This is a genomic window from Pseudomonas sp. THAF187a (assembly GCF_009363395.1).
Lineage (GTDB): Bacteria > Pseudomonadota > Gammaproteobacteria > Pseudomonadales > Pseudomonadaceae > Aquipseudomonas > Aquipseudomonas khazarica.
In genome coordinates this window covers 4,344,381-4,366,455 of record NZ_CP045349.1, presented here as the reverse complement: position 1 = coordinate 4,366,455, position 22,075 = coordinate 4,344,381, and the positions used below count along the sequence as shown (strand labels likewise).

At 66.5% G+C, this 22,075-nt stretch carries 22 protein-coding genes; 7 read left to right on the top strand and 15 right to left on the bottom strand.

From position 1 onward, the window contains the following. Positions 1-18 precede the first annotated feature (18 nt). The 4 genes from arfA to leuS form a co-directional block, all read right to left on the bottom strand. Positions 19-204 carry an alternative ribosome rescue factor ArfA gene (gene arfA, locus FIV02_RS20285; protein WP_047584678.1) on the bottom strand — a complete coding sequence of 62 codons (186 nt, stop codon included), beginning with the start codon at positions 202-204 and terminating at the stop codon, positions 19-21. A 96-nt stretch (positions 205-300) separates the two neighbouring features. Further along, positions 301-1,329, bottom strand: a complete 1,029-nt coding sequence (gene holA / locus FIV02_RS20280) for a DNA polymerase III subunit delta (protein ID WP_152489634.1) — start codon at positions 1,327-1,329, stop codon at positions 301-303. Positions 1,330-1,386: 57 nt separating this feature from the next. After that, complete coding sequence (lptE, locus tag FIV02_RS20275; RefSeq protein WP_152489633.1) at positions 1,387-1,998, bottom strand: LPS assembly lipoprotein LptE; 612 nt, start codon at positions 1,996-1,998, stop codon at positions 1,387-1,389. 55 nt (positions 1,999-2,053) lie between these two features. Then, positions 2,054-4,666, bottom strand: a complete 2,613-nt coding sequence (leuS, locus tag FIV02_RS20270) for a leucine--tRNA ligase (RefSeq protein WP_152489632.1) — start codon at positions 4,664-4,666, stop codon at positions 2,054-2,056. A 178-nt stretch (positions 4,667-4,844) separates the two neighbouring features. On the opposite strand from leuS, the gene FIV02_RS20265 reads away from it, so the two are divergent. Both FIV02_RS20265 and FIV02_RS20260 read left to right on the top strand, forming a co-directional pair. Beyond that, positions 4,845-5,273 carry a hypothetical protein gene (locus tag FIV02_RS20265; protein ID WP_152489631.1) on the top strand — a complete coding sequence of 143 codons (429 nt, stop codon included), beginning with the start codon at positions 4,845-4,847 and terminating at the stop codon, positions 5,271-5,273. Between the two features lie 88 nt (positions 5,274-5,361). Next, the gene (locus tag FIV02_RS20260; RefSeq protein WP_152489630.1) at positions 5,362-6,132 is read left to right on the top strand and encodes a YdcF family protein; all 771 of its coding nucleotides are present in this window, start codon (positions 5,362-5,364) and stop codon (positions 6,130-6,132) included. Positions 6,133-6,214: 82 nt separating this feature from the next. Here the strand turns inward: FIV02_RS20260 and lnt are convergent, their stop codons facing one another. The 6 genes from lnt to FIV02_RS20230 all read right to left on the bottom strand — a co-directional run bounded on the left by lnt (position 6,215) and on the right by FIV02_RS20230 (position 12,434). Next, a complete protein-coding gene (lnt, locus tag FIV02_RS20255) occupies positions 6,215-7,738 on the bottom strand; it encodes an apolipoprotein N-acyltransferase (RefSeq protein WP_152489629.1) in 1,524 nt (507 codons plus the stop codon). Positions 7,739-7,830: 92 nt separating this feature from the next. Next, positions 7,831-8,670, bottom strand: a complete 840-nt coding sequence (locus FIV02_RS20250) for an HlyC/CorC family transporter (RefSeq protein ID WP_047584688.1) — start codon at positions 8,668-8,670, stop codon at positions 7,831-7,833. 6 nt (positions 8,671-8,676) lie between these two features. After that, on the bottom strand, positions 8,677-9,156 hold the full coding sequence (gene ybeY, locus FIV02_RS20245) for an rRNA maturation RNase YbeY (protein WP_152489628.1): 480 nt from the start codon (positions 9,154-9,156) through the stop codon (positions 8,677-8,679). Continuing rightward, positions 9,149-10,141: a PhoH family protein gene (locus FIV02_RS20240; RefSeq protein ID WP_047584692.1), complete on the bottom strand. Its 993-nt coding sequence runs from the start codon at positions 10,139-10,141 to the stop codon at positions 9,149-9,151. The genes ybeY and FIV02_RS20240 overlap by 8 nt, the downstream gene beginning before the upstream one ends. Before the next feature lie 87 nt (positions 10,142-10,228). After that, the gene (gene miaB / locus FIV02_RS20235; RefSeq protein WP_047584694.1) at positions 10,229-11,572 is read right to left on the bottom strand and encodes a tRNA (N6-isopentenyl adenosine(37)-C2)-methylthiotransferase MiaB; all 1,344 of its coding nucleotides are present in this window, start codon (positions 11,570-11,572) and stop codon (positions 10,229-10,231) included. A gap of 67 nt (positions 11,573-11,639) precedes the next feature. Continuing rightward, on the bottom strand, positions 11,640-12,434 hold the full coding sequence (locus tag FIV02_RS20230) for a hypothetical protein (RefSeq protein WP_152489627.1): 795 nt from the start codon (positions 12,432-12,434) through the stop codon (positions 11,640-11,642). A 107-nt stretch (positions 12,435-12,541) separates the two neighbouring features. Here FIV02_RS20230 and FIV02_RS20225 point away from each other — a divergent pair, with 107 nt between their 5' ends. Then, the gene (locus FIV02_RS20225; RefSeq protein WP_004424773.1) at positions 12,542-12,865 is read left to right on the top strand and encodes a DUF1820 family protein; all 324 of its coding nucleotides are present in this window, start codon (positions 12,542-12,544) and stop codon (positions 12,863-12,865) included. 73 nt (positions 12,866-12,938) lie between these two features. On the opposite strand, the gene FIV02_RS20220 is transcribed toward FIV02_RS20225, so the two are convergent. The 5 genes from FIV02_RS20220 to FIV02_RS20200 form a co-directional block, all read right to left on the bottom strand. After that, positions 12,939-13,487: a tetratricopeptide repeat protein gene (locus FIV02_RS20220; RefSeq protein ID WP_037051613.1), complete on the bottom strand. Its 549-nt coding sequence runs from the start codon at positions 13,485-13,487 to the stop codon at positions 12,939-12,941. A 95-nt stretch (positions 13,488-13,582) separates the two neighbouring features. Continuing rightward, a complete protein-coding gene (locus FIV02_RS20215; RefSeq protein ID WP_152489626.1) occupies positions 13,583-14,215 on the bottom strand; it encodes a hypothetical protein in 633 nt (210 codons plus the stop codon). Then, positions 14,215-15,504: a glutamate-1-semialdehyde 2,1-aminomutase gene (hemL, locus tag FIV02_RS20210; protein WP_152489625.1), complete on the bottom strand. Its 1,290-nt coding sequence runs from the start codon at positions 15,502-15,504 to the stop codon at positions 14,215-14,217. The genes FIV02_RS20215 and hemL overlap by 1 nt, the downstream gene beginning before the upstream one ends. Positions 15,505-15,527: 23 nt before the next feature. Continuing rightward, positions 15,528-16,151 (bottom strand): thiamine phosphate synthase, encoded by a 624-nt coding sequence (gene thiE / locus FIV02_RS20205; protein ID WP_152489624.1) that lies wholly within the window; start codon positions 16,149-16,151, stop codon positions 15,528-15,530. Beyond that, positions 16,148-16,945, bottom strand: a complete 798-nt coding sequence (locus FIV02_RS20200) for a hydroxymethylpyrimidine/phosphomethylpyrimidine kinase (RefSeq protein WP_172979184.1) — start codon at positions 16,943-16,945, stop codon at positions 16,148-16,150. The genes thiE and FIV02_RS20200 overlap by 4 nt, the downstream gene beginning before the upstream one ends. A gap of 143 nt (positions 16,946-17,088) precedes the next feature. Between FIV02_RS20200 and FIV02_RS20195 the strand changes: the two genes are divergently transcribed. The 4 genes from FIV02_RS20195 (at position 17,089) to FIV02_RS20180 (ending at position 22,010) form a co-directional block, all read left to right on the top strand. Continuing rightward, positions 17,089-18,249, top strand: a complete 1,161-nt coding sequence (locus FIV02_RS20195; protein ID WP_037051786.1) for an MFS transporter — start codon at positions 17,089-17,091, stop codon at positions 18,247-18,249. A gap of 148 nt (positions 18,250-18,397) precedes the next feature. Further along, positions 18,398-19,165: an ABC transporter ATP-binding protein gene (locus FIV02_RS20190; protein WP_047584710.1), complete on the top strand. Its 768-nt coding sequence runs from the start codon at positions 18,398-18,400 to the stop codon at positions 19,163-19,165. 2 nt (positions 19,166-19,167) lie between these two features. After that, positions 19,168-21,144 carry a Fe(3+)-hydroxamate ABC transporter permease FhuB gene (gene fhuB / locus FIV02_RS20185; protein ID WP_037051626.1) on the top strand — a complete coding sequence of 659 codons (1,977 nt, stop codon included), beginning with the start codon at positions 19,168-19,170 and terminating at the stop codon, positions 21,142-21,144. Then, entirely contained in the window at positions 21,141-22,010 is an 870-nt protein-coding gene (locus FIV02_RS20180) for an ABC transporter substrate-binding protein (protein WP_152489622.1), read from the top strand. Before fhuB ends, FIV02_RS20180 begins: the two co-directional genes overlap by 4 nt. The last annotated feature ends 65 nt before the right edge of the window (positions 22,011-22,075 follow it).

The window sequence follows — 22,075 nt, the reverse complement described above, 5'->3', positions numbered from 1 at the left end:
GCCGCTACCTTAGCACGCTCAGGCCGCAGGCTGGGCTATCCATGAGCTGAACAACCCCATAAAGCAAGAAGCCTCCCAATTCTGGGAGGCTTCGCGGCGGTAACTGCCTTTGCCCTTCAATGGTCGTTCCTGACGGGAGCGGAACAGGGGCTGGGCGACGATGGATTTGGCCTTGTTCGGCCGTTTGCCGTTCTTCTTGCTCATGCTGTCTTTCTCCTGGCTCGTCTGCGCCGATGCAGACGGCGCGGACTATGCGCCGCTGTACAGAGAATGTCCAGATGAGGACGGCGGTATCTCGGGTTACAGGCTCAGGCGCTGGCCAGCCAGTTGCAGGCTCAGCAACGCCAGGTTGCTCCAGGGATCGCCGGGCGCCTGGCCCTTGATCTGCGCGTCGATCTGCTGGGCCTGTTGCAGCAGCAGGCCCCAGCGCTTGCTGCTGTGGCGCTGCAGGGCCTTGGAAACCAGCGGGCGGCGCTTGTCCCAGACCGGTGGGCGGGCGCTGGAGAAGGCCTTGTCCAGGGGGATGCCCTGGCTGTGCTGGTGGGCGATGCCGGCGAGCAGGCGTATCTCGCGAGCCAGCGCCCAGAGAATCACCGGGGGCTCGACGCCTTCGCCGCGCAGCCCTTCGAGCACGCGCAGGGCATGCGCGGCGTCACCGGCGAGTGCGCAGTCGATCAGGCCGAAGACGTCGAAGCGCGCGCTGTCGGCGACAGCGGCCTGGACGGTTTCGGCGTCCACCTGGTTGCCTTCGGCAAGCAGTTTGAGCTTCTCGACTTCCTGTGCAGCCGCCAGCAGGTTGCCTTCCACCCGCGCGGCGATCATTTCCACCGCGTCGGCACTGGCGCTCAGTCCGGCCTGAGCCAGACGCTGGCGCACCCACTGCGGTAGCTGGTTGGCATCCACCGGCCAGATCTGGATGAACTGGCAGGCCGGGCCGTCGATCAGCGCCTTGGCCCATTTGCTTTTCTGCGTGCTGCCATCGAGCTTGGGCAGGCTCAGCAGCAGCACGGTGTCTTCCGGTGGGCGGGCGAGGTATTCGAGCAGGGCTGAGGCGCCCTTGTCGCCGGGCTTGCCCGAGGGCAGGCGCAGTTCCAGCAGGCGCTTCTCCGCGAACAGGGACAGGCTGGCGCCAGCCTGCAGCAGGTTACCCCAGTCGAAGTTGGCTTCGGCGTTGAACACCTGGCGTTCGCCAAAACCCTGCTGACGGCAAGCCTGGCGGATGGCGTCAGCAGCCTCCTGGCAGAGCAGCGGCTCGTCGCCACTGATCACGTAGACAGGGGCGAGCGAACCCTGCAGGTGTTTGCCGAGTTGGGCGGGGGCAAGCTTCATCGCGCTGAGGTCATCGAGGCAGGAGGGCAGGGGGCTGCAGGCGCAGCCCCGGGGCCGTTACTGAGCCGGCAGTTCGATGGGCGACTGCTGCGGCGCGACCTGGCTTTCGCGGGCATTGCGCGCGGCTTCCAGTGCCTCGGCTTCTGCCTTGGCGCGCGCTTCGGCGGCCTGCTGCAGCTGGTCCAGCTGAGCCGGGGTGATCTGTTGCAGGCGCAGGCTGAGTTGCTGGATCAGCTCGCGGCGCAGCTCGTTGCGCAGTTGCAGGGCTTCCTGGTCCGAGCCGGTCAGGTTGTTGTCATCCTGCATGTAGTAGTTCTGCACTTCGACCTGGCTGTTGCTCAGCAGCAGGTTGCGCGTACCACGGATTTCATAGTCCAGCGTCAGGGTCAGCTCGTACTCGGCACTGCGGGCGCCGCCGCTGAAGCTGGCCGTGCGACGATTCTCGGACTCTCTGACGAGAACCAGCTTGTAAGGTGCGCCCGGATGGACGTTGACGTCGTTGTTCTCCAGGACTTCGCGCAGCTCCTGCACGGTCTCGCCGTAGGCGTTGCGTGCGCTGACGTCGAGCTCCTTGAGAGCGAACTGGGCATCGCCAGTGCCGCGCAGCTGGAAGCCACATGCGCTGAGCAGGCCGGCCAGGCCGATGATCAGCAGATTCCGTTTCATCATTCTCATATCCCCTTGGCGGATCAGGGCGCCAGCCGAAGTCTGGCGCCGAGCTTAATCAGTTGGCGACGATGTTGACCAGCTTGCCCGGTACCACGATGACCTTGCGGATGCTCAGGCCTTCGGTGAAGCGCAGCACGTTCTCGTTGGCACGTGCGGCAGCCTCGACCTCCTCGCGGCTGGCGCTGGCCGGTACCTCGATCTGTCCGCGCAGCTTGCCGTTGACCTGCACCACCAGGGTCAGGCTGTCCTGCACCAGGGCAGCCTCGTCGACCTGCGGCCACTGGGCATCGATCACCGCATCGCCGTGACCGAGACGCTGCCACAGCTCGTGGCTGATATGCGGGGTGATCGGCGCCAGCAGCAGGGTGACGACCTGCAGGCCTTCCTGCACCAGGGCACGATCCTGCTCGGTCGCGGTGGCGGCCTTTTCCAGCACGTTCATCAAGGTCATCACCTGGGCGACGGCGGTGTTGAACTTGTGGTGCTGGCCGATATCGTTGCTAGCCTGCTTGACCGCCAGGTGAATGGCGCGGCGCACGGCCTTCTGCTCGTCGCTCAGGGCGCTGATATCCAGCGGGCCCGGCAAGCCGGCACTGACGTGGGCCTGGGCCAGGCGCCAGACGCGGCGCAGGAAGCGGTTGGCACCCTCGACACCGGCGTCCGACCACTCGCAGCTCTGGTCGGGCGGCGAGGCGAACATCATGAACAGGCGGCAGGTGTCGGCGCCGTACTGGTCGATCATGTCCTGCGGGTCGACACCGTTGTTCTTCGACTTGGACATCTTCTCGGTGCCGCCGATTTCCACCGGCAGGCCGTCGCTCTTCAGCTTGGCGCCGATGACCTTGGCCTTGGCGTCACGCTCGACCTCGACATCGGCCGGGTTGAACCAGTCCTTGCCGCCGTTCTCCAGGGTGCGGTAGTAGGTCTCGGCGACCACCATGCCCTGGGTCAGCAGGTTCTTGAACGGCTCGTTGGAGCTGACCAGGCCTTCGTCGCGCATCAGCTTGTGGAAGAAGCGCGCGTACAGCAGGTGGAGAATGGCGTGTTCGATACCGCCGATGTACTGATCCACCGGCAGCCAGTGATTGGCCGCGGCCGGGTCGACCATGCCGCCCTCGTAGTTCGGGCTGGCGTAGCGGGCGAAGTACCAGGAGCTTTCCACGAAGGTGTCCATGGTGTCGGTTTCGCGCTTGGCCGGCGCACCGCATTTCGGGCAGGTGCAGCTGTAGAACTCGGGCATCTTCGCCAAAGGCGAACCAGCGCCGTCCGGCACCACGTCTTCGGGCAGCACGACCGGCAGCTGGTCTTCCGGCACCGGTACGTCACCGCAGGCGTCGCAGTGGATGATCGGGATCGGGCAGCCCCAGTAGCGCTGGCGGCTGATGCCCCAGTCGCGCAGGCGGAACTGGGTCTTGCGTGCACCGTGCGCGCTGGCTTCCAGGTCGCCGACGATGGCGTCGAAGGCGGCGCTGAAATCCTTGCCGTCGTACTTGCCGGAGTTGATGGTGGTCAGGCCGGCCTTGTCGCCGTACCAGTCCTGCCAGGTGCTGGCGTCGTAGTCCTTGCCTTCGCCGGCGTACACCTGACGGATCGGCAGGTCGTACTTGTTGGCGAATTCGAAGTCGCGCTCGTCATGTGCCGGCACGGCCATGACCGCGCCTTCGCCATAGCCCCACAGCACGTAGTTGGCGACGAACACCGGCAGCTTGTCGCCGGTCAGCGGGTGGATGACGAACTGGCCGGTGGCCAGGCCCTTCTTCTCCATGGTGGCCATGTCGGCCTCGGCCACGGAGCCGGCCTTGCACTCGGCGATGAAGGCCTGCAGTTCGGCACTGTTCTCGGCGGCGCGCTGCGCCAGCGGGTGCTCGGCGGCCACGGCCACGTAGGTGGCGCCCATCAGGGTGTCGGGGCGGGTCGAGTAGACTTTCAACTGACCAGCGCTGCCGATGCTGTCGACGTCGTAGTCGAAGGCGATGTCGGCACCGAAGCTCTTGCCGATCCAGTTGCGCTGCATGGTCTTGACCTGTTCGGGCCAGCCATCGAGCTCATCCAGGCTGCTCAGCAGCTCTTCGGCGTAAGCGGTGATCTTGAAGTAGTACATCGGGATTTCGCGCTTCTCGATCAGCGCGCCCGAACGCCAGCCACGGCCGTCGATGACCTGCTCGTTGGCCAGCACGGTCTGGTCGACCGGGTCCCAGTTGACGGTGCCGTTCTTGCGGTAGATCACGCCCTTCTCGAACAGGCGGGTGAACAGCCACTGCTCCCAGCGGTAGTAGTCCGGCTTGCAGGTGGTGACTTCGCGCGTCCAGTCGATGGCCAGGCCCAGCGACTTGAGCTGGGACTTCATGTAGGCGATGTTCTCGTAGGTCCATCTGGCCGGTGCCACCTGGTTCTTCATCGCGGCGTTTTCCGCCGGCATGCCGAAGGCGTCCCAGCCCATCGGCTGCAGCACGTTCTTGCCCTGCATGCGCTGGTAGCGGGCGATCACGTCACCGATGGTGTAGTTGCGCACGTGGCCCATGTGTAGCTTGCCGCTGGGGTAAGGGAACATCGACAGGCAGTAGAAGGTGTCCTTGCCGGGTTGTTCGCTGACGACGAAGGAATTCTGCGCGTCCCAGTGGGACTGCGCGGCGGCTTCTATTTCACGGGGCGAGTACTGTTCGTGCATGGCTCTGGCGCTGAAGGAAAGGGACTTTCGGAAAACGTCGTAGCATACATGAGCGCCGTCTATCGAGGGAAACCCAGATTGTCCCGTGCTCGCCGTTTGTCGCGGCACCGCGCCGCTTGCATGGCCTTCGCTAAGCTTTGTTAAAGGCCCGCAATCGGTGGGGCTCGCGAGGTGTTCGATGGCTGATCCACGGCAAACGGAGCGGGGCGCCGGTCTCTATGAACGGTTGCTGCAGCGTCTTGCCCTGGCGCTGGAGGAGGCCGACACGGCCAGTCGTCTGCATGCCGAGCCGATGCGCGAGCTGGAACTCGATGGCCTCAGTCCGGCCGAACTGGAATTGATCCGTGCCTACCTCAACCGCGACCTGCACTGGCTGCGTGGCTGGCATGCGGCGGCCGAGGAACTGGCCCTGATCCAGCGGCAACCCATGCGCAGCGCCAAGTCCGCAGGCGGCAGGCCGCTGGGCAGGCTCAAGCCCATGGCGAAACGCCGTCAGGCACTGTGCTGCGCGCTCTGCGGTGCGCCGGTGAGCTGGCACCGGGGGCAGGATGCGCAGGCATGTCAGGCCTGTGGTTCGAAGCTGTTTCGTAGCGGCAACCCCCGCTAGCAGATGCCTGAGCGCGACCGCGCAAGCGCTGTGCGTCTCACTCGGCATCTCAGTGACCTGCTAGGCTTGGGCGCCCCGGAGGTGCCTGATGCCGATTCGCTACATCCTCAAACAATTGCTGATGCCGCCAGGCGTGCTGCTGCTGGCGATCCTGCTCGCCTGGTGGCTGCGCCGCAGGTTTCCGCGCCTGGCGACGCTGTGTTTCCTGTTCGGCTTTGGCGGGCTCTGGCTGATGAGCCTGCCCGCCGTCATGCAGTGGGGCGCCAGCCTGCTCGAACGTGAGCCTGTGCTGGCCGAGGCGCAGTGGCCAGGCTTGGCGCAGCGCGCCGATGCCATCGTCATCCTGGGCGCCGGGCGCGAGCAGAACGATCCCGGCTGGGGCGGTACCGACCAGCCGGGATTGATGGCGCTGGAGCGCCTGCGTTATGCCGCGCGCCTTGCCCGGGCCTCCGGCTTGCCACTGGCTGCGAGCGGTGGCCTGCACTATGGCCAGCCGCCCAGCGAGGCGGCGTTGATGGCCGATTCGATGGCGCGCGATTACGGCCTGACCATCCGCTGGCTGGAGGAGGGCAGTCGTACCACCTGGGAGAATGCGCTGTTCAGTGCGCAGCTGCTGCAGCCGCAGGGCATCCGCCGGGTCGTGCTGGTGACCCAGGCCTGGCACATGCCACGGGCGCGCTGGTGTTTCGAGCAGGCCGGCTTCGAGGTGATCACTGCGCCCATGGGCTATCTCAGCGCGGGTTACGCCCGGCCAATGGGCGGCTGGTTACCCGAGTCACGCGTGATCTCGCAGAGCAGTCAGCTGCTCAACGAGGCCATCGGCCTGTTCGCCTATCCGCTGGCTCATGGTCGTGACTGAGTGTGCCGGCGCCGGCTTGCCAGCGATCTGGCGAGCACCTCGGCCGCACTGATCGCCGCAAGCGGGCTCCTGCGAGGTGTCTCTACAGCGTTTTGGCCATGCGGCTGGCCAGCAGCGCCCAGCCGAGCAGCAGGGCGCAGAGAATGGCTAGCGGCCAGATGCGCCATTGCAGGTACGGGGTCAGCCCGCGCATCGGCAGGACCTCGCCGTACAGCACGCCGCGCTCGAACTGCGGCAGGCTGAACTGGATGCGGCCCTGCGGGTCGATCACCACGGTCATGCCGTTGTTGGTGGCGCGGATCATCCAGCGCCCGGCCTCCAGCGCCCGCATCTGTGCCATCTGCAGGTGCTGCAGCGGGCCGATGGAGGTGCCGAACCAGGCGTCGTTGCTCACCGTCAGCAGGATGTCGCTGTCCGCCGCCAGTGCCGCCGCGAATTCCGGGTAGACCACCTCGTAGCAGATGAACGGCGCGATGCTGTACCCCTTGGCCAGCAGCGGCGGCTGCTCGGCCGGCCCGCGGGCGAAGTCGGACATGGGCAGGTCGAAGAATGCGATCAGCCCGCGCAGCAGATCCTGCAGCGGCACGTATTCGCCGAACGGCACCAGTTTCTGTTTCAGGTAGGTGCCCTGGGCGTCGCCCAGGCTGGTGATCGCGTTGTAGTAGCGCTGTTCGCCGCGTTCGTTGGACTGGCGCACCGGCACGCCGGTGATCAGCGCGCTCTGGCGATCACGGGCGAAGCGATCCATCACGCCGATGTAGCCCTGGGCCAGGTCCTTGAGGACCGGGATGGCGGTTTCCGGCCAGACCAGCAGGTCCACCTGCTCCGCGCTGAAGCTGAGGTCGCGATACAGCGCCAGCTGTGCATTGAGCTGGGCAGGGTCCCACTTCATGTTCTGCTCGACGTTGCCCTGCACGGCCGCCACGCTGAGGCTGTTGCCGGAGGGGTAGGTCCAGCTGTGCCCCTGCAGTGACAGGCCGGCCACCCAGGGCGCGATGAGCAGCGCCAGGGCGGCGATGTAGCGTGGCTTGTGCGGGCGCAGTCGCTCGAGGTTGACGATCAGGGCGGCGGAGAGCGCGATTAGGAAGGACGCCAGCCACACGCCGCCGACCGGGACCAGGCCGTTCAGCGGGCCGTCGAGCTGGCTGTAGCCTGCGTAGAGCCAGGGGAAACCGGTGAGGAACCAGCCGCGAAACACTTCCTGGAGGACCCACAGTGCGGCGAATGCCAGGGCATCGGCCAGTGGCGCCTCGCTGCGCCGTAGCCAGCGCGCCCAGAGTGCGGCGGTCAGGGCGAAGAACAGGCCCAGGCCGGCGACGAAACCCAGGGTGAGGATGCCGGCCAGGGCAGGCGAGGCGGCGCCGTAGTCATGGATGCTGACGTACACCCAGCTGGTGCCGGAGGCGAACAGGCCGAAGCCGTAGCTCCAGCCGCGCAGCGCCGCCTGCTTCGGGCTCAGCTGGCGCAGCCCCAGGTAGAACAGGGCGATGGACAGCACGGCCAGTGGCCAGAGATCGAAGGGCGCCAGAGCCAGGGTGGTCAGGGCGCCGGCGCCACAGGCGAGCAGGTGGCCGGGCCAGCCCGGACGGGTGATCCATTGCAACATGAGCAGATCCTTGGATGCGGGGTGGCGCAAGGGTAGAGCGGAATCGAGGCGGGGGAAAGCGTTCGCCCTCTCCCGGCGGAGAGGGCGAGGGGTCAGCGACTGACCGGGGTCAGGCGCAGCAGGTGGATGCGCCGGCTGTCGGCGTTGAGCACGCGGAAGCGGAACTCGCCGATCTCGGTCACTTCGTTGCGCTTGGGCAGGTGGCCGAAGGCGTTCATCACCAGGCCGCCGACGGTGTCGTACTCGTCGTCGGAGAACTCGCTGTCGAAGGTTTCGTTGAAACTGTCGATGGGCGTCAGGGCCTTGATCAGGTAATCGCCGGACGGCAGCGGCTTGATGTAGCCGTCCTCTTCGACGTCATGCTCGTCCTCGATGTCGCCGACGATCTGTTCCAGTACGTCCTCGATGGTCACCAGGCCGGCGACGCCGCCGTATTCGTCGATCACCACGGCCATGTGGTTGTGGTTGGCGCGGAACTCGCGCAGCAGCACGTTGAGGCGCTTGGACTCGGGCACGAAGGTGGCCGGGCGCAGCAGGTCCTTGATGTTGAAACTGGGCTGCTCGCCCTGCAGGATCAGCGGCAGCAGGTCCTTGGCCAGCAGGATGCCGATGACGTCGTCGAGGCTTTCGCCGATCACCGGGTAGCGCGAGTGCGCGGCGTCGATGATGGCGGGGAGGAATTCGCGGGGAGTCTGGCTGGCCTTGATGCTGATCATCTGCGAGCGCGGCACCATGATGTCGCGTACCTGCAGGTCGGCGACCTGAATGGCGCCTTCGACGATGGTCAGCGCCTCGCTGTCGAGCAATTTGTTCTGGTGGGCATCGCGCAGGACTTCCAGCAGTTCCTGGCGGTTTCTCGGCTCATGAGCAAAAGCCTGGGTCAGCTTGTTGAACCAGGACTTCTGCTCGTTGCTCGATCGGTCTTCGCTCATGGCGTTTTACTCGGGATCCTTATCAATAGGAGATTCGTCGTCCGCATACGGGTCGGCATGACCCAGTTCGGCGAGCAATTGTCGTTCCAGATCTTCCATCTCGAGGGCTTCATCTTCCTCGATGTGGTCATAGCCCAGCAGGTGCAGGCAGCCGTGGATCACCAGGTGGGCCCAGTGTGCCTCCGGCGTCTTGCCCTGTTCGGCCGCTTCGCGCTCGACCACCGGTACGCAGATCACCAGGTCGCCCAGCAGCGGGATGTCGAGAATGCCTTCCGGCACGTCGGCGGGGAAGGACAATACGTTGGTGGCGTAGTCCTTGTGTCGCCAGGTGTGGTTGAGTTCGCGGCCCTCGGCCTCGTCGACCAGGCGGATGGTCAGCTCGGAGTCGGCCGTGCGCTGGCGCAGCGCCAGTTCGCACCAGCGTCGCAGCAGGGCCGCGTCAGGATGCTGGCCGTCTGTGGCCGGCTGCAGATCCAGCTCAAGCATCCTTGCCCTCGGTCTTGCTCTGCTGGCGGGCATCGTGGCGCTCGTAGGCCTCGACGATGCGCTGCACCAGCGGGTGACGGACCACGTCCTTGGGCAGGAAGTGGGTGAAGCTGATGCCGGGGACGTCGCGCAGCACCTCGATCACGTGCGCCAGGCCGCTCCTGGTGCCGCGCGGCAGGTCGACCTGGGTGATGTCGCCGGTGATCACGGCAGTGGAGCCGAAACCGATACGGGTGAGGAACATCTTCATCTGCTCGACGGTGGTGTTCTGACTTTCGTCGAGAATGATGAAGCTATTGTTGAGCGTGCGCCCGCGCATGTAGGCCAGCGGGGCGATCTCGATCACCTGCTTTTCGATCAGCTTGGCCACGTGGTCGAAGCCGAGCATCTCGTACAGGGCGTCGTACAGCGGGCGCAGGTAGGGGTCGATCTTCTGCGCCAGATCGCCGGGCAGGAAGCCGAGCTTCTCACCGGCCTCCACCGCTGGGCGTACCAGCAGGATGCGCCGCACCTGCTCGCGCTCCAGCGCGTCCACCGCGCAGGCCACGGCCAGGTAAGTCTTGCCGGTACCGGCGGGGCCGATGCCGAAGTTGATGTCGTTGTCGAGGATCGCCTTGACGTAGCGCTGCTGGTTGGCGCCGCGCGGCTTGATCACGCCCTTGCGCGTGCGCAGGGTCACCTGCGGGGTGTTGCTCGGGTTGACCAGCTCCTCGACCCCGGACTCCTGCAGGTACAGGTGCACCAGGTCCGGCGACAGCTCGGTGGCCTTGGTTTCGCGGTACAGCTTGCGCAGCAGGGTTTCGGCGGCCAGGGTCTTGTCGGCGCTGCCGAGCATTTCGAACTGGTTGCCACGGTTGCGGATTTCCAGGCCGAGGCGTTCCTCGATCAGGCGCAGGTGCTCGTCGAACTGGCCGCAGAGATTGGCGAAACGGCGGGCCTCGAAGGGCTCGAGGGTGAAACGATGGGGTTCTAGAGAGGCGTTCAAGGTGATGTCGTGATCGTCACTTGGCTGGGTAGTTGAAGGCAGCATAACGCTGGCTGCCCACAACGCAAAGTGTGGGCGAGCGCGACGTTAGTGGAGGGTCTCGGCGTCCAGCAGGGTGCCACGCAGCGAGTGCGGCAGGGCATCGTCGATGTGTACGTCGACGAACTGGCCGATCAGGCGCGGGTTGCTGGCGCGGAAGTTGACGATGCGATTCTGCTCGGTACGGCCCTGGAGCATGCCCGGGTCCTTCTTCGAGTAGTCGCTGACCAGGATGCGCTGCACGGTACCGACCATGCGCCGGCTGTTCTCGAAGCCGTTCTGGCTGATGCGGTGCTGGAGCAGGGCCAGGCGCTGTTTCTTCACCTCGTCCGGGGTGTCGTCGAGCAGGTCGGCGGCCGGCGTGCCGGGGCGCGAGCTGTAGATGAAGGAGAAGGAGAAGTCGAAGCCGACGTCATCGATCAGCTTCATGGTCTGCTCGAAATCCTTTTCGGTCTCGCCGGGGAAGCCGACGATGAAGTCCGAGCTGATCAGGATGTCCGGCACCGCTGCGCGCAGCTTGCGGATGCGCGACTTGTACTCCAGCGCGGTGTGGTTGCGCTTCATCGCCGCGAGGATGCGGTCGGAGCCGGACTGCACCGGCAGGTGCAGGTATTTGACCAGCTGCGGAATCTCGGCGTGGGCCTGGATGATCGCGTCGGAGAACTCCAGCGGGTGGCTGGTGGTGTAGCGGATGCGCTCGATGCCGTCGAGGGCGGCCACGGCGTGCAGCAGTTCGGCGAAGTCGGCGATGCGACCATCCGGCGTCTCGCCACGGTAGCCGTTGACGTTCTGCCCGAGCAGGGTGACTTCCTTGACGCCCTTGTCGGTGAGCTGGGTGATCTCCAGCAGCACGTCGGCCAGTGGCCGGCTGACTTCCTCGCCACGGGTGTAGGGCACCACGCAGAAGGTGCAGTACTTGCTGCAGCCTTCCATCACCGAGACGAACGCGCTGGGGCCGTCGACGCGCGGCTCGGGCAGGCGGTCGAACTTCTCGATCTCGGGGAAGCTGATGTCCACCTGGGCGGTCTTGGTCACGCGCGCGGCGTCGATCATTTCCGGCAGGCGGTGCAGGGTCTGCGGGCCGAACACCACGTCGACATAGGGCGCGCGGTCGCGAATGGCGGCGCCTTCCTGGCTGGCGACGCAGCCGCCGACACCGATCACCAGGTCCGGGTTGGCCTGCTTCAGTTCGCGCCAGCGGCCGAGCTGGGAGAACACCTTGTCCTGGGCCTTCTCACGGATCGAGCAGGTATTGAGCAGGATCACGTCGGCTTCTTCGGGCTTTTCCGTAACCTCCAGGGCCTGATGCTCGCCCAGCAGGTCGACCATGCGCGAGCTGTCGTACTCGTTCATCTGGCAACCGTGGGTTTCGATATAGAGCTTCTTGGTCATGGCACTGTCTGAGGTGGTTAAAAAATGACCGCGCATTATAGGCGTGTGCCAAGGTCGACGCTACCGCTCAGCGTGTCCTCGAGAAATCCTGGGTTGGCATCAGCTCATTGCCTTGCTGCAGATACAGGCTGTCGATCAGGTCATAGGCTGTGCCGCCGAAGCAGTCTCGACCTTCGCCGAGCAGACGCAAACGGTATTGGTCATTCTCTGTGGCAACACGCAATGTCTGAATGCTGCAGCAGCGTGACGTATCGGCCAGCGGGCTGTCGGTATCTTCCGTCGATGGGCTGAGCTGGCGCAGCAGTTTGCCATGTTGCCACTCCTCCAGCCTGGGGCAGCTGCCTGCTTCTGTTGCGGGTCGAAGTACAAGGCAGCGGTCGACTGCGCTGGCAACGCTGGCCAGAGCGCCGTCTATGGTTTGAGGGCAGGGCTTCGCCTCGTAAGCGCTCAGGTGCTTTTCGTGAGCCGCCTCGCATCGCCGTTGGTTGGTTTCCAAGGCGTGTTGGAGTGTCTCCTCATTTTCCAGGTTCTGCTGAATATCCAGGGTACTGGCGGGATTGTTGATCAGGCGTCCGAGGAGGGTGAGACAGTCTTGTGCACGGCCGGCCTTGAGGTAGGCAAGCGATAGATCGCTGCGCAGCCAGTACCAATTGGCGTCAAGGGTTTCAGGGTGGCAGGCATCCTGCCGTTGTCTGGTCTTTTCCAGGCGAGCGATGGCGCCGTCGTAGTCGCCTCGGGAGAAGAGGTCGTTGACCAGCGGACGACTCAGGGCCTGTGCAGAGCAGTCGGCTGCTGTCGCGCTGACGGGAAGCGCCAGGGCTATGGCGAGCAGTAACAGATGGGCGGTCAGATGGCGTGTCATGTGACTCTTCCTTGATCAGCGTGCCAAGTTATTCCAATGGGTGAACGCGGTGTTGTGCAGCCGCGCTGTGCTATTCTGCGCCCCGTTTTTACTGACTTCGAGTCTCCATGAGCAAGCGTGACCCCATCTACAAGGTGATTTTCCTCAACCAGGGCCAGGTGTACGAGATGTATGCCAAGCAGATCTTTCAGAGCGATCTGTGGGGCTTTCTGGAGGTGGAGGAGTTCGTCTTCGGCGAGCGTAGCCAACTGGTGGTCGACCCCAGCGAGGAGAAGCTCAAGGCGCAGTTCGAGGGCGTGGTGCGCAGCTTCGTGCCGATGCACGCGATCATCCGCATCGACGAGGTGGAGCGCCTGGGCACGGCGAAGATCAGCGAAGCCAAGGGTGGCGGCAACGTGATGCCGTTCCCCATGCCGATGCCGGACAAATAACGGCAAGAAGGCAGCAAGCGGGTTCGGTATAGGCGCGGCTGTTACCTGGGACTTGCCGCCTGCGGCTGCGTTTCTAGGGCAGCGGCGAGAAGGGCGAGCGACCTTCGGCGGTCTGCAGTTCCAGCAGGTAGCTACGGAAGATCTGCCCCAGCACCTGGCTGGCGATTTCCAGCTCGTCGCGACGCATCTGCGCCGATACCAGGTCGGCGCTGTCCATGGCTTCGTCCGAGCCATTGACCGACGCCATCTTCAGGACGATATAGGCCTGCACGTTGTTGGCCGGTACGCCTTCACCACGGAAGAACATGGTGCCCAGGCGCAGTTGCGCTTCGGCGTGGCCCTGCAGCGACGCCCGCTCGAACCAGGTCAGCGCCTGCTTGAGGTCACGCGGGGTGCGCTTGCCATCGTAGTAGTACTCGCCGAGCTCGAAGGCCGCCTGCATATCGCCGCCACGCGCCATCTCCTGGCAGCTCGCCAGGGCATCGGGCATATCGTCGGGGGTGGCGTTCAGGGCGCAACTGCCGGTTGCGGGGATCAGCAGGGAGTTGCCGCCTGCGGATGCAAACAGCGGGAGGAAAAGCAACAGGCAGCCCAGTGACAGGGTGCGGCCGGTGCGGTTCATCTGGATAACGGGACCTCGGCAGTTCAGGGCGGGAGACATGCCCGGTCGACGCGATGCGTGTCGACCGGCGCATTATGGAATAAACCGCCCGCTTGTTACAAAGCCTGTTTCGTCGCACTTCCCGGCAGGCTCAGCAGCAACCAGGCCAGCAGCGGATAGGCCAGTGCGAGCAACACGTGGAACAGGTCCACGCGCAACAGCGGGCCGATCTTGCCCGTGCTGCCCACTCCGATGCCGGCGAGCAGGAACAGGCCCACGACACCGACGGCGGCGAACAGTGCGCGGCGCTGCGGCCATTGCATGGCGCCCGCATAGAGAATCAGCACCAGGGTGAGCAGATTCAGCGCCAGGCGGTAGTCCTCGAGGTAGCCGAGCTGGCGGAACAGCTCGAAGAAGGCGCACAGTCCGAGCAGGATGCGCCCCCAGTTCGCTCGGCTCCAGGCCCAGCCACGGCCCAGCGCCAGTGCCGCAGCGCCCAGCAGTGGCAGGCCGAGGAAGGCGCTGGCCTGGCTCAGCCACAGGTGTGCGCCTTGCCAGCTCGGGTCGAAGCCGTAGCGCACCACGCCGACGCTGGCGGCTGCCGCCGGCAACAGGAAGCCCAGCAGTGCACAGAACAGTGCCGGCTGATCGCCTTCGCCATGACGCCCGCGGGCCCGGCCGATGAGCCAGGCGCACGTGGCGCAGGCGATGGCCAGCAGGGCATCGCTGCAGGTGGTGCTGTACTGCATCAGGCTTTTTTCAGTTCGGCGAAGGCGCGTTCGGCCGCAGCGAAGGTGATCTCCAGTTCCTTGTCGCCATGGGCGATCGAGGTGAAGCCGGCTTCGAAGGCGCTTGGCGCCAGGTACACGCCACCCTCGAGCATGAGGTGGAAGAAGCGGTTGAAGCGCGCGCTGTCGCTGGCCATCACGTCGGCGAAGGTGACGATGTCGTCGGCGCCGCTGAAGTACAGGCCGAACATGGCGCCTGCCTGCGTGGTGACGAACGGAATGCCGGCGGCATCGGCGCGCTCCTGCAGGCCGGTGAGCATGCGCGAGGTGTAGTCGCTCAGCTCGGCGTGGAAGCCCGGGCGGCTGATCAGCTTGAGGGTGGTCAGGCCGGCGGCCATGGCCAGCGGGTTACCCGACAGTGTGCCAGCCTGGTAGACCGGGCCGAGCGGGGCGATGCACTCCATGATCGCGCGCTTGCCGCCGAAGCAGCCGACCGGCATGCCGCCGCCGATGATCTTGCCGAAGGTGGTCAGGTCGGGGTCGACGCCGTAGTGCGCCTGGGCGCCGCCGAGGGCGACGCGGAAGCCGGTCATCACTTCGTCGAAGATCAGCACCACGCCGTGCTTGTCGCACTGCTCGCGCAGGCCCTGGAGGAAGCCCGGCGCCGGCGGTACGCAGTTCATGTTGCCGGCCACCGGCTCGACGATGATGCACGCTACCTCATTGCCGACCTGGGCCAGGCACTCGGCCACGGCGTCGATGTCGTTGAAGGGCAGGGTCAGGGTGTGCTTGGCGAAGGCCGCCGGTACGCCGGCGGAGTTCGGCACGCCCTGGGTCAGGGCGCCGGAGCCGGCCTTGACCAGCAGGCTGTCGGAGTGACCGTGGTAGCAGCCCTCGAACTTGATGATGCTGTCGCGGCCGGTGTAGCCACGGGCCAGGCGGATGGCGCTCATGGTCGCCTCGGTGCCGGAACTGACCATGCGCACCATCTCCATCGACGGCACCAGGCCGCAGACCAGCTCGGCCATCTCGGTCTCGAGCGCGGTCGGTGCGCCGTAGGAGAGGCCGTGGTCGAGCTGGCGACGGACCGAGTCGAGCACCTCAGGGTGGCTGTGGCCGAGGATCATCGGGCCCCAGGAGCCGACGTAGTCGACGTAGCGCTTGTCGTCTTCATCGACCACGTACGCGCCTTCGGCATGCTTGAAGAACAGCGGGGTGCCGCCGACGCTGCGGAAGGCGCGTACCGGCGAATTGACGCCGCCGGGGATGTGCTTCTGGGCGTTGGCGAAGAGGATCTCGGAGCGGGACATGACGGGTTCTCTCTGCAAAAGGGTCAATCGAACAGCGCCGTGAAGGCGCGGGCGCGGTCTTCCACCTCGGAGGCGGAGTCCGCAGCGAACAGGGCGTGGATCACGGCGACCATGCTGGCGCCATGGGCGATCAGGCCGGGGGCGGTGTCCAGGCTCACGCCGCCAATGGCGACGATGGGCCGGTCGAAGCGCGCACGGGCCTGATCCAGCAGCTCCACGGTGGCGGCAGGGGCGCCGGGTTTGGTGTTGGAGTTGAAGAAGCGTCCGAAGGCGATGTAGCTGGCGCCCTCGGCTACGGCGCGCTCGGCCAGCTCCAGTTGGGCATGGCAGGTGCCGCCGAGCACGCAGTCGCCGCCCAGGCGGGCACGGGCCGCGGCCAGCGAACCGTCGCCCTGTCCCAGGTGCAGGCCCACGCCCAGGCGTGCGGCCAGCTCCAGGTCGTCGTTGATGATCAGCGTGGCGCCGTGGCGCTGGCACAGCTCGGCCAGCGCCTGGGCCTCATCGAAACGGCGGGCGTCGTCGCCGGACTTGTCGCGGTACTGCAGCAGGCGCGCGCCACCGCGCAAGGCCGCCTCGGCGTAGGGCAGCAGCTGGCCGCCGGCCAGCAGCGGGGTGTCGGTGATGGCGTAAAGGCCGCGCAAGGTCATGCGCCGAAGTCCAGGGGCAGGCGGCGCGGCACGTACTGGCCGTGACCCGGTTGTTCGGCGTCGCGCAGGGTGCGCCAGGTGTAGTCGAGGGCGCTGCGCACGGCGCTGACCAGTTCCTCGCCCAGGGCCAGGCGGCCTGCGAGCGTGCTGGCCAGGGTGCAGCCGGAACCGTGGTAGCTGCCGGGCAGGCGGGCGCAGGTGAAGGTGTGGCGGCTGCCATCGCGGCTGTACAGGCGGTTGTGCACCTCGGCTTCGTCGCCGTGGCCGCCGGTGATCAGCAGGTGTTCGATGAAGGGCAGCAGCTTGTCGGCGCACGCGTCGGCGCTGCCGTCTGGCAGTTCGGCGAGGATACGGGCTTCCGGCAGGTTCGGTGTGGCGATGGTGGACACGGCGAACAGCCGCTCGCGCATGGCGTAGCCGACGTCGTCCCTGCCCAGCGAACCGCCGCCGCCGGCACGCAGCACCGGGTCGCAGACCAGCGGTACGCCGGGCAGCTGGCTCATCACCTCGAGCACGGTATCGACCATCTCCACCGAACCGAGCATGCCCAGCTTGACCGCCGCGACCGGCAGGTCGGCGATCACGGTGCGGGCCTGGGCCAGCACCCAGTCGCGGTCGAGCACGCGGAAGTCGCTGACATTGACCGTGTCCTGCACGGTCAGCGCGGTTACCGTCGGGGCGGCGTGGCAACCCTGGGCGAGCAGGGCTTCGATGTCGGCCTGCAGGCCGGCACCACCGCTGGGGTCGTGGCCGGACATGCAGAGCACTACGGGGCGGGAGTTTGGCGTTTTCATGGTGCGCGAGCTTATCACTAACCAGGCTCAGGCGGCTGCACGGCATGCCTGGTGTTAGCCTTTCTGATTCTCGTCTGTATTGGCGTTCGCCTGCCTGGAAGTGGCATCATGCGCGGTCCTGCCGCCTTGCCCGATTGCTGCCGATGCCTCTGCGTACCTGCCTGATCATGATGACCGCCCTGGCGGTGATCACCGATAACCTGATCATCCCGTTCTACCCACAGTATTTCGCCGAGCGCTTCGGCAATCCGCCGGAACAGTACGTCGGCCTCTACCTGGCCGTGGTCAGCCTGGTGGTGATGGCGGTGTTTCCGCTCTGGGCGCGCCTGGCCAAGCGCGTGCATCCGGTGCGGATCCTGATCAGCGCGCAGTTCATGGCCGGCAGCCTCACCGCTGCCTGCTACTTCATCGATTCGCTGCCGCTGTTCTGGGTGGTGTCGCTGGTGATGGTGCTGTTCAAGGGCAGCTACCTGCTGATGTACCCCTACGTGATGAGCCTGCAGCAGCAGGACAACCACACGCAGACCATCGGCACGCTGTCGGTGGTGGTGCACTTCGGTGCCATTCTCGGTGCCGCGCTGGGTGGCCTGGTCCTGCAGGTCATGAACATCGGCGACGTGTTCCTGGTGATGGCGGCCGGCGATTTCATCCAGATGGCCATCTGCATGCACCTGGTGCGCGGCTACCTGCCCGCGCCCGGTGAGCAGCCTGCGAGCGACGAAGCGCCGGTGCGCAACACGGCGCGCAGCCTGCCGGCCATCTACCGGCTGTGCGTGGTGATGCTGCTGTTCTACTGCGTGGGTTACATCACCCGACCGTTCTTCGCCGTCTACTGGCAGCAGGTGGCGCACTGGAACAGCGAGATGGCCGCCGGCTTCGTCTATTCGCTGCCGGGAGCGGTGGCCGTGCTGGCACTGTGGTGGGGGCGTCGCGCGACCCGGCAGGGCAACACCCGTGACGGCATCCTCGCCGGCCTGCTGCTGGGCGCTGTCGCCACCTTCATCCAGGGCTTCGCCGACCAGTGGCTGATCCTGCTCGGGCGGGTGCTGTTCGGCTGGGCGCTGTATCAGGTCACGGTGCGCCTCGATGCGCTGCTGTTCGAGCTGAGCTCGCCGGAGCACTACGCGGTGGACTTCAGCAAGATCAACATCTTCCAGTGCCTGGGCAACATGGGCTCGGCCTACGGTGCCGGCCTGCTGGTCAGTCATTACGGCCAGGTCGTGCCGTTCTGGGTGGGGGCGGCCGGCCTGGTGCTGACGGCTGCGCTGTTCCCCTTGCTGGTGCGCAAGCCCGGCACGGCGTGAGACTTCAGTGGCGAATGATAATTTGATGCATATGCGTATCGATGATTAAATTCGCCCCTCTTTATCTCATGTCGCCCGGATTCGTCGCGATGCACGACCTTCACCCCCTGTTCGATGTGACCGTGCGCAGCCTGGCGGGGACCTCGTCGTGCTGAAGCTGCGTGATATCGAAGTCCGCCGTGGCGAGCGGGTGACCCTGGCCTTGGACGAGCTGCATCTCGAGGGTGATCGCTTTACCGTGATCCTCGGCCACAACGGCTCGGGCAAATCCACCCTGATGAACCTGCTGGCGCGTCAGCTGGAGCCGACGCGTGGCAGCCTGCAGCTCGATGATCAGCCCCTGTCGCGTTTCTCCGCCCGTGACTTCGCCCGGCGGGTGGCGTTCCTGCCGCAACACCTGCCGGACGTCGCCGGGCTGACCGTACGCGAGCTGGTGCGCCTGGGACGCTTCCCCTGGCGCGGCCTGCTCGGCCGCTGGCGCGCCGAGGACCATGCGGCGGTCGATCAGGCACTGGCGCAGACCGATGTCGCCCACTACGCCGAGCAGCTGGCCGACGGCCTGTCCGGTGGCGAGCGGCAGCGGGCCTGGATCGCCATGCTGCTGGCCCAGCATTCGCCGCTGCTGCTGCTCGACGAGCCGACCTCGGCGCTGGACCTGGCCCACCAGTACGAGCTGATGGGCCTGCTGCGCCAGCTCAACCGCGACAGCGGTCGTGGCATCGTCGCTATCCTGCATGACATCAACCTCACCGCACGGCATGCCGACCGGGTGATCGCGCTGAAGCAGGGACGCATCTTCTTCGATGGCAGCCCGGACGAGCTGCTCGACGGGCCGCTGCTCAGCCAGCTCTACGACATCGACATCGAACTGATCGAGCAGCCCGGCGGCGCCCGCAAGATTGCCGTGGTGGCCTGAACGTGGCGGCAGTCTCGGCGCCGGCACGCCACGTTCTGACACTGCTCGCGCTGCTGCCGCTGATGCTGGTGCACCTGTGGCTGGCGGCCGAGGTCGCGCCGCTGGAGCTGTGGGCGCTGCTGGGCGCGCCGGCGCAGAGCTTCGCGTTCCTCCAGCTGCAGCTGTCGGCGTTGCCCAGGCTGAGCATGGCGTTGCTGACGGGCGCCGCGCTGGGCCTGTCCGGCAGCCTGTTGCAGCAGATCACGCAGAATCGCCTGGTGTCGCCGATGACCATTGGCGCTTCGTCCGGCGCCTGGCTGGGGCTGGTCCTGGCCACGCTGCTGCTGCCCGCCTTCGCCGCCGAGCAGGGGCAGTGGGCGGCCCTCGGCGGTGCCCTGGTGGCCGTCGGCCTGGTGCTGCTGATCGCCGGTCGCAGCGGTATCGGCGGCCTGCCGCTGGTGCTCGGTGGCATGGCGATGAACCTGCTGCTGGGGGCGCTGGCGGCGGGGCTGGTGCTGATCAACAACCAGTACACCCAGGGCCTGTTCGTCTGGGGCGCGGGTGACCTGGCGCAGATCGACTGGCACTGGGTGCAATGGCTGTGGCCCAAGTTGTTGCTGGCGCTGCCCGTGCTGGTCCTGGCGCCGCGTCCGCTGAGCCTGCTGCAGCTGGGTGGCGACGCCGCCCAGGCGCGCGGTCTGGCGCTGTGGCCGGTGATGCTGGCGCTGTTCCTGGCGGCACTGTGGCTGTGCTCGGTGTCGATCACGGCGGTCGGTCTGATCGGCTTCATCGGCCTGCTCACGCCCAACCTGGCGCGCCTGCTCGGCGCCCGCAGTGCGCGCGACGAACTGCTCTACAGCACCTTGCTCGGCGCCTTGTTGCTGCTCGCCACCGACGTACTGGCGCTGCTGGCCAATCATATCGGCGGCCAACTGGTGCCCAGCGGCGCGGCGGCTGCGCTGATCGGGGCGCCGGTGCTGCTGTGGATGGCCCGTCGGCACCTGGCGGCCGAAGACCCGCATGGCCTGCAGTTGCCGGCCGGGGCCGAGCGCTTCGGCTGGCGCAGCGCGCTGTGGGTGGCGGCGTTCGCCCTGCTGGCGCTGACGCTGGCATTGGGGCTGGCCCGTGGTCTGGACGGCTGGCGTCTGCAGTGGCCGTCGGCGCTGGTCTGGTCGCTGCGCTGGCCGCGTGTGCTGACCGCCGCGTCGGCGGGGGCGGGCCTGGCGATATCCGGCCTGCTGCTGCAGCGCCTGCTGCGCAACCCGCTGGCCAGCCCGGACATCCTCGGTCTGTCGGCCGGCGCCACCCTGGCAGTGATGGTGGCGCTGATGCTGTTCGGCGGCGGTGTGCTCGGCGCCGTGGCCCCGCTGGCGGCCTTCCTCGGCAGCCTGGCGGTGTTGATCGTGCTGATGCTGCTTGGCCGACGGCATCGCTACTCCCCGGCGTTGATGGCGCTGCTGGGCATCTCCCTCGGTGCACTGCTCAATGCCGCGCTGCAGTTCGTGCTGGCCAAGGGCTCGGGGGACTCCTTCGCGCTGCTGGGCTGGCTGGCCGGCTCCACCTACCGCTCCACGCCCGCGCAGGCGCTGTGGCTGAGCGCCGGTGTGCTGTTGCTGGGCGGCCTGGCCGCAGTGTTCCAGCGTGCCTTGACGCTGATCGGGATCGGTGACGGCGTGGCGGCCAGCCGTGGCCTGGACGTGCCGCGCCTGCGCCTGGCGCTGCTGGTCCTGGTGGCGCTGCTCTGCGCGCTGGTCACCAGCCTGCTCGGGCCGGTGGCCTTTCTCGGCCTGTTGGCGCCGCACATCGCCGTACTGCTCGGGGCGCGGCGGGTGCTGCCGCAACTGCTGCTGGCGGCGGCGCTGGGCGCGGTGCTGATGCTGCTGGCGGACTGGGCCGGGCGCACGCTGATCTTCCCGTTGCAGATTCCGGTGGGCATCGTCGCCTCGGTACTGTGCGGCGCTTACTTCGTGTACCTGCTGATTCGCGGGAGGCTGGCATGAGAGCCGGATTGTTCGGTCTGCTGCTGCTCTGGCTGACGCCCCTGTGGGCCCAGGATGCGCCGCGGGTCGCGGCGCTGAGCTGGGAGGCGGCGGAGCACCTGCTGATGCTCGACGTCACGCCGCTGACCGTCGCCGATGCCGGCGACTATCGCACCTGGGTGGTACGGCCGACCCTGCCGGATGGCGTGCCGTCGGCCGGCTCGCGTCTGGAACCGAATCTCGAGTTGCTGGCCGAGCTGCAGCCACAGCTGATCGTCATCGCGCCCCAGCTCGAAGACATCCGTCCGTTGCTCGAACGCATCGCGCCAGTGCAGCTGTACCCGGGCTTCGGCCAGCAGCACGACAACCTGCAGGCGCAGCGCGAAGCATTCCTCGATCTGGCGCGTGCTCTTGGGCGTGAGGCGCTGGCCAAGCGTCGCCTGCAGACGATGGATGCCGAGCTGGTGCAGCTGCGTGAGCGGCTGCAGACACATTTCGCGGGGCAACTGCCGGCAGTGACGGTGATTCGCTTCTCCTCGCCGACAGCCGCCTTCATCAACGGTCCCAATTCCATGCCGCAGCATGCGCTGACGCTGCTCGGCCTGCAGCCGGCGCTGCCGCTGGAGCCCAGCCCCTGGGGCATCACCCAGGTGCCCATCACCACGCTGGGGCATATCGAGCGCGGCGTGGTCCTGCACATCGAGCCCTTCGCCCAGGAGGCGCAACTGTTCGCGTCGCCGCTGTGGCAGGCGATGCCTTTCGTGCGCGGCGGACGCTTCGCCGCGATGCCCTCGACCTGGACCTACGGTGGGGTGTTTTCCCTGCAGTATCTGGCCGAATCCATCAGTGGGGCATTGCTTAAACTGCCTGCCGAATCTGGCAAATAGCCTCGACAGTCCCTAGAGTAGGGCGATTCGAATATAAGTCTGCCCTGCGTGGCGATATCGATCAT